Consider the following 14,620-nt stretch of genomic DNA (forward strand, 5'->3'; position numbering starts at 1 on the left):
TCGGTCACCTGCCGCCGGTGTCCTTGGTGAAGATCATCCCCAGCAGCCGGGCGAGCTCGGCGTTCGCGGGTGCGTCCAGTTCCAGCCGCACGCAGGCGTTGACCGCGTCCAGGAACTCCGCCGTGCTCGGCATCCGCTGGTTGTTGCGTTTGGCAACTTCGCGTGCCGCCTCCAGTTCGTCGAGCAGATGATCGCGGAACTCGTCGGCGATCGTCTCGCCGCGCCGCAGCAGATGCTGCTCCGCGATGAGTTTGAGGTCTTCCCGGCCATGCGGTGGCAGCCGGTGGACCACACATCGGCGGACGAACGCCTGCGGCAGATCGCGTTCCTCGTTGGACGTGATGATCACCAACGTGGTGCCGGACGGATGTTCGGCCACCTCGACCCCGCCCTGGTACTCGGTCGCCACGAACCGGCGCGCGGCCAGGGGCGCGAGCAGGCCGTTGGGCATGTCGGGATCGGCTTTGTCGATCTCGTCGACGAGCACGACAGCGGGCGCGTCCTTCCTGTCGGAGTTCCACTGCTCGAACGGCTCGTGCTGCTGACCGACCGGATCGGCCAGATCCCGCCGGAACGCCCACCACAGCACCCCCGGGGTCACATACCTGTTGTCGGTCTCGTCCAGTCGGTCGGCTTGCGCGTCACCGAGTCTGCGGACGTGGTCGAAGGTCCACAACAAGTCCTGCGCACCGGTACGTGCGGTGGTCACGTGCTCGTAGTAGCGCATCCCTCGGTCCACCGCGACGTGTCTGGCCAAAGTGGACTTCCCGGACCCTGGCTCACCGTACAGCAACAGGGGCCTGCCGATGGCCATGGCCACCCGGACGGCCAGGCTCAGGTCCGCGGACGGGAGGTAGGACTCGCCGTCCGCGATCAACTGGTCGTGGTCGGTGTGCCCGGTCATCGCCGCCTCCCGCAGACGATCTCCCCGATCTCGTCCTTCTTGCTGTAGAAGCGTTCACTGCGGGTCGCGTCGACCTCCTGGATCGGCCGATACGCCGCGCCGACCAGGTCCTTGACCCGCTCCTTACCCAGGCGCGAGAACTCCTCCGGCGGAATCATCAGCACCACGACGGTCAACGGGCATCGGCGGTGGATCTCCGTGACGACCCTGGTGGACAGTTCAACGCTGCCCACGACACCGACCAGCACGTGCTTCGGATACCTGTCGTGCTGCTCGCATGTGTTGTCGGGCCCCAGCCCGCACTTGAGGTATCCGCTCGGGCCGAACAGCGAGTCCACCGCCCGGACCGGTGTGTCCGGTTCACCGTCCGCCTCGGGATCGAGGTGCTTGACGGTGATCTCGGACAGGGTGCAACCGTAGGCGCGAGCCACGTACTGTTCGGCGATCAAAGGGTCGTCGGTCAGCAGAACCGGGGCACGGGGGCCGGGCAGCGGCGAGTCGTCGACCCGGATGGGTTGTGCTTCCGGCCAGGTCAGCCAGCTGGACAGCACGATCGGCCGGGTGTGTCGGGCGAGATCCGAGTCGAAGGCCGCGTCCCTGATCGCCGCCATTGCCCGCTCGCCCAGGTGGTCGTCGAGGACGACCTTGGCAAGCAGTTCCTTGGTGAAGAACGGGTACTTCCCGTTCCGGTCGCACACATCGCCGAAATGCCGGGCGAGTAGATCGTCGGCTTCGGCCTCGTTCAGTTTGAACCCTCTCGCCAGCCTGCGGGCCAGCACAACGTCCTCCTCGTGCAGTGCGGTCGAGAAGGTGTACAGACGAGACAGGACCCGGTCGCAGAGCCGGTCCGCCTCTGCTTCGACCGCCGCGGCGCCTGAGACCTTCTGGGCTTCGATCACCTGCAGTTTGAGCAGGGCTCTGAACTCCCACATAGCTTCGATGACCTTCTTGGGCACATCGATGAGCACCGGAATCACCTTGCTGGTGGACCTGGGGTCGGTGGCCCAGCTGACTTCCTGTTTGACCCAGTCACTGGCTTGCGCCCGGGAGTCGAGGAGAACGATCACGACATGGGACTCGGGCAACGACTTGCGGATCCATCCCTCCCAGTCGTCGCCAGGCTGGATGCTCTTCAGATCGGCGTTCACGCCGTAGGTGGGGCGCAGGACCTCGACCAGCTTTTCCAGGACGTGCCGGGCGACTCCGTCGGTGCCGTTGGTGCTGTGACTGATGAAGACGTTCCACATGGGACTTGTCTGGTCGTCCATCAGGCGCCTCCGCCAGGCTGGGCTTCGCCCCGACCGATCCGGGTGAGCCACGACTCGTTCTGAGCGAAGATCACTTGCTCACACGCTGTTGCCAGCTCGTCGTCGGCTTCCGCCGAATACGGGCGCGAGGTGGCCATCAGCTCGTCGAGCCGGTCCGCCGTCCGGCTGTAGTCGGCCATCATGAACTCGTACTCGGCTTGCGCGGAGAACGCGGCCAACGCGGCGACCACGGTCGTCAGGACCCCCGTCCACTCGAGCAGAGTGGCGCCGCCGACGACACCGACCACCGCGGCCAGAACCGCGCCGATGCCGCCGAGAACCACTCCCAGCAGCCGCAACACGCGCACCCGGCGGGCGAGGCTGGCAGCGGTTCGCCGGTAATAGCCGTCAATCTGGCCCCACACCCGCTTCTGCAGGTAGGACGCCATGTCGCTGACCGCGGGCAGAGGTTTGCCGTCGCCCTGTCTGCCTGCCGCGTGTGATCCGATCGCGGCGGCCCTCTTCATGGCAAGGTGACAATCGCTCATGAGCCTGTCGGTGGATCCGTCCCGATAGCGCCCCACACCCGCGAGGAACAGGTGGACCTGGGACTTCAACGCCTCGGACAACGCCCTCGCCTGCGTCCATGCCCTGACGGCGGTCGGACTGATCTGAGCCCGGATGAACGCGCCCAACCCGACCGCGATCGCGGCCACCAGCCCCAGGGACATGCCGGCATAGGGCACCTGCGAGTCGATCTGGGTGCCCGCGGTCCCGGCGACGGCGGCGACCAGCAGGGCCACCAGCGACCACAAGCGGCCGCGGTTGACCGACTTCTTCAAGTCATCGGCGACCCGGGACCAGACCCGCTGCCGTTCCCACACCAACTCGACTTCCTTGGGTACAGGCGGCGGAATCACCGCATGGACGTCGTTCGGGGATGGTGGACCGGTATGGGGATCCTGGGGGATGCGGGCCCACACGCGGGCTTCGTAACTTTCGCCAAGTACCTGGGCGCACCACACGGCCACCTCGGCGCTGTCGAGAGCGACATCTCGGGCGACCGGCGCCGGGCCCACCAGGAGGTCCATGACAACGTCGAAGATCTCATCGTGGCTGGCCATCACCTCCTGGAACGGCGGCCGGGTGGACAGGGATCTCCAGACCCACACCCTCGCCGAATGGGGCAGGCTCACGTGTCTCATTCGCCACAGTGCGTCGGCCATCTGCTCCGCGTCCGGTGCCTGCAACAGGTTGTCCAGCAACGCGTCCAGGTCAGGTGCGGCAGGGACCGGCGGCTCGACCGGGCCGGATTCGGTCACCGGCGGCACCGCATGGGCGTCCTGTCCATCGTCCGATGTGGACTCTCTGGGGTTGTCCGGTTCGGCCGTCGCCGCCGTGGTCCGCTCGGCTTCGGCCGACTCGAACCAGCCCGGCCACGGCTCCGCGCCGGTGGACGCGTCGTCCTGATCCGGCTTTGTCTCGCCCTCGGCGACGCGGTGTTTTCCTTGCGGCGGCTCAAGAATCTCGTCGTCGTCCTTCGTTGGGGTGCCCGGTTCGACGGCCGGGCTGGATGTGAGCATCAGCCGTCCGGTCCTGGCTCGGCTGAACTCGGCGATCCGTTCCTCGATGGTGGCGGCCTCGCCGGCGTCGGCGCGGATCGTGTCACGCTGGTTGGCCCACAACCGTTCCCGCTCCTTCGGCACCACCTTGTGCGCCGGACCCCACGCCTGCAGGTACGCCTCGTACAGCAGGTCGGCGGCCGCGCCGAAATCCGGTGGGACGAGGTCACTCGCCAGGTCGACCAGCACCCGCCGGCCTCTCGTGCCGTCGAGCGTGGCGGGTGGGGCTGGCATGAAGATGAAGTCGAGCGGTCTGTCCCGCTCGCCGTCGGTTTCGAAGGTGGAGAACGTCCACGTCCGGTATGTCACGCCGAACGCGTCGAGAATGTCCCGGACCGCGGTCAGCAAGGTCGACGCGGTCATGATCTCCACTCCGGCGACGGCGAACCGGTTGTGCGGTCCGGCAAGGACCTGTGCCAGCAGGCCTGTCACCACCGTCCGCGGCAACTCGGCGACCGAAGTGCGCAGGCTGCTGATGCGTGGCGCCACCTTCGCGCGCAGGTCCCCGAACGCGCGTTGCTCCAGTGGATCGCGGATGTCCTCCGGGTTGTACCAGCCGCGCCAGTTGGTCAGCGGCAAGGCGAGCGAGTCCAGGCTCTGTGGAGAACCGACGATGGCGTGCGAGAACGTCCGGCCGGTGTTCGACCCGGCGGTGACCCGCCGCAGTACAGCCGCGTCGCCGTCACCGAGGTGCACGTAGGTGTACACGCCATCAGTCGGGGCCTGTGCGCCGTGCTCGAGCCGAAAGTACGGCTGCAGCTTGTTGTACCAGTACGACCGCAGCATGGTTCCGCCGTCGGACTTGTGGATCGAACTGGCCGCGATCCCCATGCCCGCGCCCTCGACCATCGCGAACAGGATGTCCTCCACCTGCCCGCTCTCCCCGGTCATCGGCCGATCTCCGCCGCGCCCGGGCTGTTGACGAAGCCGGTCATGGCCAGCAGCGCCAGCAACGGCTGGAGCACCCGAACCGGTCGCACACCACGCGGGAACTTGTCGGACTCATCCGCCGCGCCGCCGGTCGCCGAGACGAAATGCATGGTGCGCCGGGAGAACTGCCGGTACACGGTGAGCATCGGCTCGGCCTGGTACCGCTGCAGGACGGCGTAGACATCCCGGCTTTCCGAGCGGAACAGCGCCGGGTCGATCGGCCCCGCGACGTCCTCCCGGCGCAGCCAGTGGTCGACGGGGTACTCGTAGCGCAACTCGTCGGCCTTGGTCAGAGCCACCGCGATCGGCAGCCGTTCCATGTCCTCCTGTCTGCGCAACCGGTTGAGCGCTCCGACGAACGCGGGGTTGTGCCGGCGCGACGCGCTGCGCTGCGCCGCGCTCTTCGCGTGCGGCCGCCAGGCCGGCAGGCCCAGCACCGGGTCGTCGACGAACAGGAGCGCGTCGGCCCCCAGCAGGAACCCGGCCTGCATGGTGCTGGTGGCCACGGTGTCGTCGAAGTCCTCGCCGGCGATGTCGAAGAAGATCAGCGGTTTCGGCTCCTGCCCCTTGGACCGGACCAGCAGATAGCTGGCGAACGTCTGGATCAGGTTCTTCGTGGTCTGCAGCGCCTGCCCTTCGTGCAGGCTGCGAATCTCGTCGTTGAACCGCTCGTGCTGGATCTTGTCGGCGATCTCGAAGTCCAGGCCGTGCATGCTCAGCCCGCCGCGCAGCAGTTCGGCGAGCATCGCCACCAGCAGGTGGGTCTTGCCCGACCTGCCGCGGCCGACCAGACCGATGATGATCGGCTTGCCGTAGTCGTTGTGGATCGCGGGCAGGTAGTGTTCAGGCGTTCCGTCCGCGGACGGGTTCGGGCAGCGAACGAAGGCCAGTGTCCGCTCGTAGTCGCGTTTCACCGTGTTGGTGTGACCGGACAAGTCCAGTTCCTCCCACACGACGTTCCGGTCCCGCACCGCGCGCTGGTAGAGCGTCGCGGGCCACGTGATGTAGTCCAGGCACACTGGGCACAGGACCGTGTTCTCCGGCTGTGTCATGACTTCAGCACCATCCACATCACCACGCCCGCCACGGCGAGCACACCTATCGCGACCACGAGCAGCCGCAGCTTGGTCCACAGTGGACTATCTGGCGGCGGCTTGACGACGTCCTCGTCGAGATCGAGCACCGATGGGAACGGCGGCCACGGCTCAGGTGGCTGGTGTTCGCGGTCGAAGCTGTCCCAGCCGGCCTTGAGCGCGTCGTCCACGTCTATCGGGTCCGGTGGCGCGACCGGGGAGCTGAGCGCGGCCAGCACGTCCACCGCCGTGGGCCGCTTGGCCGGATCCTGATCGAACACGTGGCGCAGGCCGGGTCCGAGCTGCTCGACCAGCTTGTCCTGGCCGGTGCGGTCCAGGTGCCGCTTGCGTCCCATCATCTCCAGGACGGCCAGGCCCGCGTCCCTGATGTCCTGCGCGGGATCGGCGGCCCGCGGCGGGTTGGCCACGGTGACCGGTCGGGACTGCGGGATCTCCCCCCGCTCGGCTGAGTGCTCGAACCCGACCAGTTGCAGCCGTTCGCCGCTCCACCGCACCGACGACAGCGCGATCGCGCCGTGGATCAGGTCGACCTCGTGCAGTGCGGCGACGGCTCGGTAGATGCCGAGCTGGAACCGCTTGCGGTCCTCGGTCAGCAGCGTGACCATGCCGCTTTGGCCGACCATTGTGGCGCCCAGCAAGGATTTCATCAGGACGAACGGTTCGATGGCGTCGAAGTTGTACCCGATCAGCTGAGGCAGTTCGGCGGGATAGTTGTTGGGATAGCGGGTGGCGAGCCGCACCAGTGTGCGGATCTCGTTGTCCAGTTGTGTCCCGGCGAGTGTCCAGTCGTCCTGACCGCGCACGTCGCCAGGCAACCGCTTGCGTTCGACCTTCCGGCCGTCGCTCAACTCGACCTGGTCAGCCAGCAACAGCGAGCCGGGGCTGGCAATGGGCACGACCGACCGCAACCGCCAGTCGGCCTGCTCGCCGAGCGGGGTCAGGCCGGCCCAGGTCTCGTACCTGTCATCCGGGAGCGCGGAAGTCACTGGACCTCCCCATCGTCTATGAGCGGACTGACCACGCCGGCCCGCAGCGGGACCAGGCGGAGCACACCGACCGCGTTACCACTTGTCCTGATCAGGTCGTACGCCGGATTCACCGGTGGATCGAGAAGGTCGAGCGACGCGAAATACACCATGGCCATGTCCGCGGGATTGAGCTGGCGAAGGTCGTTGGGGGTGCACAGCTGGGGCAGCGGGCTGCGCGGGCCGCTGAGCAGGATCCGTCGGGCGTCCGCGGACTCTCGCCACAACCCGGTCGCCAGCGTTCGTCGGGTGTCGTCGTCCGGGAAGCCGGGAGGTGGCGTGCGGATGCCGTGGTTGTCCAGATGGGCGTTGTACCTGGCGAGTCCGGTCAGTCCGGCGTCGAAGAAGGGGCGACCGTTGGCGGAGAGGGGCCCGTTGGCGGCGATCTCGACGAACACCGGCCGCAGCGCTTCGAACACCAGGTGCGTCAGGTCGTCCCGCAGCACCCGGTTGAGGTCGTTGGCGCTGTCCGCGGTACTGGACATGAGCGGAACCGGTTGCGCGCCGGCGAATGCCGCCGCGGCGTCGCTGAACGCGGAGTGCAGCCCCTCCAGCGCCACCGCGACGTTGATCAACGAGTCCGCGAGCCGGGTCCGGCCGGCGCCGGGCAGCCAGCACTGATCCACCTGATCGGTCAGCTGACGCGTCAGTGCCCGTACCGCCGGCAACGCGTGATCGAGAGCCGACCTCGGACCCCATCGCGTGTGGAGGTTTCGCCACAACGCCATGACGACCCACACGGCCAGCAGACACAGGGCCGACGAGACCGCCACGCTCACCGGCAGCGAAACCAGTGCTGTCGGCAGGGAGTTCTTCGTGACGCCCAAGCCGATGCCCGCGAGCGCGGCCAGCGCGACGCCGCCGATCCCGGTGCCCAGCAGCAGTCTCGCGCGCACGATGCGCAACTCAGTCGCGGACAGCAGACGTATCAGCAGGAACACCCATACGCCTGCGACGAGAAGGCCGGTCACCGGACCGGCCGGGCCGGTGACCGAAGCGGCGAAGCAGGACAGCACGGCGAATGCCAGCAGCGGGCCGAACAGCGCGGGCCGAAGTCGTATCTCCGGTCTCGCGCGGAGCGACGTCAGCACCGGTTGGACGCTCGCGGCGCCGGGGGCAGCGAGCGCCGGGTCGCCAATGGCGTTGAGCCCGTTCGCGACCTGCGTGATGTTCTCCGCGATGGTCCGCAATGGACGCTTCAGGGCCAGCTCGGCCTTGACCGCCTCGGTGAGCTCGTCGGCCAGTTCCGGTGTGTCCCGGGCCAGCTGCGGGGGAAGCCCGTGGGCGACCAGTTCGGATTCGCGCGGGACACCGTTGCGTATCGACTCCGTCATCCTGTTCGCCGTGTCCATGCACGTGTCCCGATAGGACTCCAGGGCGTCTCCGGCCATCCGGACGGCGCTCTCCGTGCCCTTGTCGCCGGTGAACAGCCCGCGGCCGCGCGTGGCTCTCGCAACCGCGGCACGCGCCTTGTTGACGGCGTTCACCGTGGTCGTCCGTGCCTGGTCCAGCGGGGAGTTGACGGTGATGACCGCCCGCTCGCCGGTTCTGGCCGTGGACAACCGGGCAACGGCCGCGGCGACCGGCCCGTCGGTGCGGTGGTTTTCGCCGCCGTCGGCGGTGAAGTGCCGAAGTGCCCGTAGCCGCAGCAACCGGAGGGTGTTGTCCGGGACGGTGGCGTACTTGATCTCCAGGCCTGGACTCACGGCCTGGTGCGGCACCTCGCTGACGGCCTTGTGCACGCGTTCGAACACCAGCGGAAGCGTGAGCGCCGCGAGCAGGTCGTCGATGGTGACGTCCGGAAGGGAGACCAAGCCACGCGGGCCGCTGCCGCTCCACTCGATGGCGGCCTCACTGCCCGCCCACAGCGTGACGCCAAGACCCGCGAGCACGGCGGGCACCCGGAGCTCGAACTGGTCCTTCGCGGTACGCAGCGGCCCCACCGCGACCAGGATGACCCCGCTGAGCTGCTGTACCTTGGCCAGCTTCGCCAGGCCGGCCGTCAACCCGGGCAGGTCCTTGACGCGGGCCACGACGACCACGTGCTCGGGCAGCAGCAACGAGCCCGTCTCCAGGTCGGCGGACTCGAGCGCGGTGCGACCCTCGCCCGGTTCACGGACGTCGAGCACGAGGACCGGGGCCCGGGAAACAGGTCCCGTCATCGGCGGCGGCCTTCCAGGCGTTCGTCCAGGAGCCAGTCGTAGAGGTCGGCCAGGTTGTCCTGGATCGGCAGGTTCACGCCCCGGAACGGCAGGCGCAGTGCGTTGGGGAAGGTCTCGGCCCAGAACTCGCGCATGGCGTTCAGCCGGGTACGCCCGCTGGTTCCGGTCCGGTCGGCGAGGGCACCGTCGATCTCCGCGAGCTGCGTCGCCGGCAGCTTCATCACGCGCTCGAACATGGGCGAGGGCCATCTCGGGATCCGGTCAACGCCGTCAGGGACGCCGCTGATCAGCTGCGCGCACAGGTCCCTGCGGATCTGCTCGTCGTCGGTGAGCACCCATTCCTCGTACGCGGCGAGCACGCTCGCCCAACTGGACAGCCGCCCGTACGGACGCAACTGAAGCCGCATGTTGATGGCGGCCGAGGACACGCCGACGGCGATCGCACCCGGCGAGTCGTGGTCGTCGTCGGCAGCGATGTGCACCTGGTCGTTCCAGACGGCACACAGCAGGTGGTGCAGGATGCGCTCGCGGTGTTCGCCGGTGGTGGCCAGGTAGCCGAAGTCGTGTCCGAGGCGCTGGCGCCAGCGCAGGAAATCCTGTTGCTGCTCGTTGCGCAGCGCGTCGGACCAGTGCTTGAGCACCTCCCTGACCTCGGGCACCTCGGTCAGGCCCATTGAGCTGCGGAACAGCACGACGGCGATGGTCTCGGCGGTGATCGGCCGGAACTCGACGATCGTGTCCGCGGCCCGGGGCAGTTTGACCACCTGCTCCAGATACCGCTCGAGCTCGACGTCCTTGGTCGCCGCCGGGTAGGAGAACAGGATGCGCAACCGGCCGGTGCCGCTGGGGGCGAACCCACCGGGCACGAGGCCGGCGAGCTTCTCCCTGAACTGGGCGACGTCGTGGTCGGCGACCAGCCCGTTGGCCCGGCCGGCCGCCGCGGCCAGCAGGTCCTGCATGGGCGGCAGCAACGGCCGTTGTTCGCCGTCCCGGTGGTGGAACAGGATCTTCACCGCACGCTTGATCCGGTCACGCACGAAACCGACGGCCGCGGCGGGGTTACGGCCGGCGATCATCGCCTCCCACGCCTGTCGCCAGCCCTCGCCGCCGAGAATCACCGTCACCAGGTCACCGGCGGTCGCGGTCGACCGGACCCGGCCCTGGGCCAGGAAGTAGTCCACGAACCGGCGAATCACCTCGTAGTAGAACTGGTCGAGATCACCCTGCCGGGACAGCAGGTAGGTCACGCCTACGCGGTGCTGGTACAGCTCCTTGGACCGGGCCCGGAACCGCCGCTCGTCGTCCCGCGCGTGCTCACGGAACGCGCCGACCAGCGAGGTCACGTCGTTGCTCAGGCTCTGCAGCTTGCTGTCCCAGCGCACGGAGTGGACAGCCCACGCCGCGTGCCACGCGCGCTTGGCGCGCCACTCGTACCACTTGTCCTGGGTCCGGAGCGCCTCGGTCACCTTGGGGTCGCCCCACTTGGCACGACGGAAGACCCGGTCGCTGATGCCGCCGGGGTTCGGCGGGTTGAGGGTCAGACCCGCGGGCGCGGCCGGCTCACCCCGGCGGGACGCGACGATCTTGACGAACCCGAGTTGGGTCGGGTCGTCACCGGATCCGGCCTCGCCCTGCAACACGCGGTGCAGCCGGAACGGATCGACGTCGGCCAGCAGCGCACGGACCGCCCTGTGCGGGTCGAAGTCCTGGACCAGCTCCGGCACCTGGGTGACCAGGTTCTGCTCGAGCAGCCGCAACGCCGACTCCATCCGCCGCGCCCTGGTCGCGAGGGTGTTGATGATGTTGTCCGCCTTCTTCTGCGCCGGCGCCGGGTCCTTGATCGGCAACGGCGCACGCAGCCGCAACGGATCCAGGTTGGACTCGGTGAAGAACCTGTCCACCGGCTCGGTGTTGTCCTCGGCCCGCCCGGCGGAGGTCGTGGCCAGCTCGGTGACGGCGTGCGCGAGCAGGCGAGAGCTGATGATGTCGGCGATGTCGTCCACCGGAACTGTCATGGACGCCACCGAACCGGTGGACACGCCGCAGTTGCCGATTCCGGTCGGGGCGGGAGCTTCGCGTTCGACCGCGCTGTTGATGAAGCTGTCCGCGAAGGACATGTACGCGCGCTGGTCGCCGTAGCGCATCGGGGCGTTGTCGTTCTCGCCGCCGAGGTCGGTCCCGATCAGCGAAAGCATCAGCGACACCACCGACCGGTGCAGGTCCTCGCGCCGCACCCCGGAGCCCATACTGAACAGGAACCCGGTCTGCACGGTCGCGGCGCGCAGCCGGATCTCGGCCCGGTCCGGGTAACGGACGGACAGCGTGCCGCTGACCCCGGCCGCGTCCAGGTCCGTTCCGGCGACCTGGGCGTTCTGGTCGTCCACCAGCCGGAAGAGGTCGAGCAGGGCCCGGCCGGCGTTCAGCCGGGCCGCCCGCCCGCCACCCAGGCCGTCCTCGAACGCCGACGGCATCAGCACCAGCGGGAAGATCCGGATCCGGTAGTTGTTGCGGGCGAACGCGTCGCCGATCAGGTGCAGGTAGTCGTAGAACAGGCCACTGCCGGTGCCGCCGGCCACCGAGAACGCGACGAACACGTCACAGGCCATCTGACGGTTGCCACCGCCGAGCACGGCGAGCTCGCCCAGCGAGTTGTTGATGTTGCCGATCGCTCGCAGCAGCGGCCCCTGTGCCGGCGCAAGGCCGGCCCGGAAGGTCTCGAACAGGGCGGCCCGGCCGATCGTGGGCAGTTGTCCGGCCCCACGGGACAGCGGCCCGATCCGTGGCTCGCCGACCGGCGGCGGCAGCCACCCGTCCACATACGGGGCGGCGGACAGCCGCAGGCTCCTGGCCACCTCCGGGTACGTGTCGTACTGCGGCACGAGGTCGCGGACCATGTGCATGGTGCGTTCGGCGGCGGCCAGGTTCGACGCGTCCGGCACGATCCGCCGTTCGAGGTTGCCCAGTTCGTCCTCGCTCATGTCCGCGTAGACGAACTGCAGGCACGACGGCAGCTGGTAGGGCAGGAAGTTCTTGCCCTGCATGACTGCCTGCAGCGCGGTGCCGTCCGGGCCGCAGAGCTCCTCACGCAGCCGTCGTTCCAGCTCGGCGCCGACCCGGCATCCGGTGCCACCGAGGCCGACGAACAGCATCGGCTGGTAGATCTGCATTGGGGATGTCCTTCCGTGGTGTGGCGCTAGGAGTTCGGCGGTACTGGATCGGGTGACTCGTCGTGTCCGGGCTCGGCGAAGGCGGGTACCGCGGTGGCACGCTCGTCGTGCACCTCGATCTCCAGTTCCGACGCGATCGGCACGCGGCTGCCGACCAGCAGCTCACTCCGTCCGATGTGGACTCCGAGCACGGTCAGCCGCCCGCCGACGCGTCTCAGCTCGTACCTGTCCGGATCCGCCCGGGACACCGGCTCGTCGAGGTACGGTGGGGTGTTCTCGCCCGTTCGCACCGCGAAGGAAAAGCTGGTGGCGGCCTTCTCCGGCGCCGCGATGTCACCGCGCGGCCGTCCGTTCTCGTACAGGTACACCGCGAGACCACGCACGTCCCTTGCCCGCCGGTAGGAACGCCGCGCCAGCCAGAGCACGGCCGCCAGGGCCAGTGCGGTGGGAACGGCGACGTAGAGCCACACCGGCGGCGGGTAGTCGACGTCGACGGTGAACGGGTACAGGGTCAACACCTGGCTGTCGTCCGCGTCCTGGACGACCTTGAGCACCATCGTGTTCGGACCGCGGCCGGTGTCCGGCGCGAACAGCAGCCGGAAGGCGAAGTCGGTGTTGCCTGTGGGTGGGACGTCCAGGATGGTGTCCTCGCCGGGAACGCTGACTTTCGTGCCCGGCCCCGGATCGGTGACCTGCAGGCGCAACTTCACGGCTCGCCCGAGTGCGCTGGTGACGGTCACCGTCCCTTGGACGGCCTTGCCCGGTTCGACCGTTGTCGCGGCGTCGACCTTGATCTGCGCTCGCACCTGAGTCTGGCTGGTGCTCAGTGCGGCGTCGTACGTCCGCGTGTCCCCGCTGACCCCGACGCCGGTGACCGTACCGGTGAACTGGACCGACGCGCCCGTCGCCGGCGCCTGGGCCACACCGGTGTAGATACCGTCCCCGGCCTGCCGGTCCGGCTGTCTGCCGTCGTCGGCGACGGCCACCGGAGCACCCGCCATGGTGACCGTGAAGTCCAATGTAGACAGTTGGTCGGTGACGACCTGGTTGCGAGTCTGGAGTTTCAGTGACACGGTGACCGTCTGACCGGGCTGCGGCGACGGTGGATCGACGGTCAGGACCGCGCGTACCGCTCCCTGCCAGATCACCACCGCGGTCACGTCGACCGCCGTCATGGCGGGGAAGGATGTCAACGTGACGGTCCACTTGCCGGGCGTCGGATTGACGATCCGCAGTGCCTCGACCGGCCCGTTCTGTCCGCTGCCCTGGAACGTGGATCCGTCCCGGGCGCCGGACTTCGGCACCTCGACGCCGTGCGGATCCTTGAAGCTGACCGCGATTCCAGGATCGTGCTTCACGACCACGATGGAGCCGTCGGTGGCGATCGACGGAATGTCCACCGTCATGGACTCGGTGCTGCCCGGGCTGAGCCTCCGCTGTTGCAGGTCACTCGTGCCGGCGCATCTGGCCGCGCTGTAGGCGCGCAGCAACTGCTGGTCGACGTCGGCCGCGGAACTCACCACGACCGCGGCGGGTTTCGGCGCCTTCGGGCCGCACGCTCCGGCGAAACCGCCCTCTGCGAACCGGTCGAGAGCGGCCTTGTTGACGGTACCGAACCCCAGCGGCCACACCTGTGTCTGAGCCGCGCGAGCCCGGTTGAGCGTGTCGTCGACGACCGTCCACGCGGCGGCGTTGCGCTGGTTGCCCACGTTGTCGGGGCCGTACGCGGGGCTGCCGCTCACATCCAACTCGCCGTCGGTGAGGAGGAAGATCATCCGTGGCCCGTCGGGCTTCGCGTCTCCCATGTAGCTCATCGCCTGCCGCAGCGCGGCGGCGTGATCGGTGCCCTGTCCCTGGCCGGGTCCACGTTTGCGCAGGTTTCCGGTGCAGTCGGCCAGGCGCTGCTGATCCTCGGCCGTCGTCACCGTGACCGGCGGGCACACGACGTCGACGGCGGACTGGCCAGGGCCGTCACTGCTGCCGAAACCCACTACCGAAATCGTCGAGCGTGGCGCGTACTCGCCCAACGCGATCGTCGCGGCGGCTTCCCGTTCGCGTACCAGGTCGGCGTTGCTGATGCTGCCGGATTCGTCAACGAGAATGACGATCGTCGCCGGGCGGACGACCGGTGGCGGCTCCTGGTACGCCTTGGCCGCCCACGGACCCGCGCACATCACCAGTGTCGCTGCCAAAGGCGTGAGAAACCCGGAAAGACGGACGTTCACCGGCATCCACTCCACACTTTTGTCAGCCCCGTAGGAAGCGCCCTGGCAAAGGGACGTCATCTGCCCGTGCATCGAGCACTGGTGGAATCGTGTTACGGCCATTCGCCAACGTATACCGAGCCTGAATCAACGGGATCGAGGTACACCATTGGAGTGACCTGGAAAGATCAAAAGGTTCGACGGGTAACGTATGTCACGACGCAGACGAAGTGTATGCTCTCGTGTCCTGTGAAACGACTCCCAG

8 protein-coding genes are annotated in these 14,620 nt (G+C 68.4%); all 8 read right to left on the bottom strand.

Annotated features, from left to right (window positions below; all coding sequences use genetic code 11):
* Positions 1 to 4 precede the first annotated feature (4 nt).
* From EV192_RS40150 to EV192_RS40185, 8 genes are read right to left on the bottom strand one after another with little or no spacing between them, the layout of a single operon-like run.
* The gene (locus EV192_RS40150) at positions 5 to 904 is read right to left on the bottom strand and encodes an AAA family ATPase (RefSeq protein WP_132123910.1); all 900 of its coding nucleotides are present in this window, start codon (positions 902 to 904) and stop codon (positions 5 to 7) included.
* On the bottom strand, positions 901 to 2,172 hold the full coding sequence (locus tag EV192_RS40155; protein WP_132123911.1) for a toll/interleukin-1 receptor domain-containing protein: 1,272 nt from the start codon (positions 2,170 to 2,172) through the stop codon (positions 901 to 903). Before EV192_RS40155 ends, EV192_RS40150 begins: the two co-directional genes overlap by 4 nt.
* Positions 2,172 to 4,664 (bottom strand): DUF4231 domain-containing protein, encoded by a 2,493-nt coding sequence (locus EV192_RS40160; RefSeq protein ID WP_132123912.1) that lies wholly within the window; start codon positions 4,662 to 4,664, stop codon positions 2,172 to 2,174. Before EV192_RS40160 ends, EV192_RS40155 begins: the two co-directional genes overlap by 1 nt.
* Positions 4,661 to 5,755, bottom strand: coding sequence for a TRAFAC clade GTPase domain-containing protein (locus EV192_RS40165; RefSeq protein ID WP_132123913.1), 1,095 nt, complete (start codon positions 5,753 to 5,755; stop codon positions 4,661 to 4,663). The genes EV192_RS40160 and EV192_RS40165 overlap by 4 nt, the downstream gene beginning before the upstream one ends.
* Complete coding sequence (locus tag EV192_RS40170) at positions 5,752 to 6,783, bottom strand: protein kinase family protein (protein WP_132123914.1); 1,032 nt, start codon at positions 6,781 to 6,783, stop codon at positions 5,752 to 5,754. Before EV192_RS40170 ends, EV192_RS40165 begins: the two co-directional genes overlap by 4 nt.
* Complete coding sequence (locus EV192_RS40175; RefSeq protein WP_132123915.1) at positions 6,780 to 8,984, bottom strand: hypothetical protein; 2,205 nt, start codon at positions 8,982 to 8,984, stop codon at positions 6,780 to 6,782. The genes EV192_RS40170 and EV192_RS40175 overlap by 4 nt, the downstream gene beginning before the upstream one ends.
* Positions 8,981 to 12,151, bottom strand: coding sequence for a tubulin-like doman-containing protein (locus EV192_RS40180; protein ID WP_132123916.1), 3,171 nt, complete (start codon positions 12,149 to 12,151; stop codon positions 8,981 to 8,983). The genes EV192_RS40175 and EV192_RS40180 overlap by 4 nt, the downstream gene beginning before the upstream one ends.
* 26 nt (positions 12,152 to 12,177) lie before the next feature.
* Positions 12,178 to 14,376 (bottom strand): vWA domain-containing protein, encoded by a 2,199-nt coding sequence (locus tag EV192_RS40185; protein WP_165960878.1) that lies wholly within the window; start codon positions 14,374 to 14,376, stop codon positions 12,178 to 12,180.
* Positions 14,377 to 14,620: the final 244 nt, after the last annotated feature.

This window comes from Actinocrispum wychmicini, from assembly GCF_004345645.1.
Classification (GTDB): Bacteria; Actinomycetota; Actinomycetes; order Mycobacteriales; family Pseudonocardiaceae; genus Kibdelosporangium; species Kibdelosporangium wychmicini.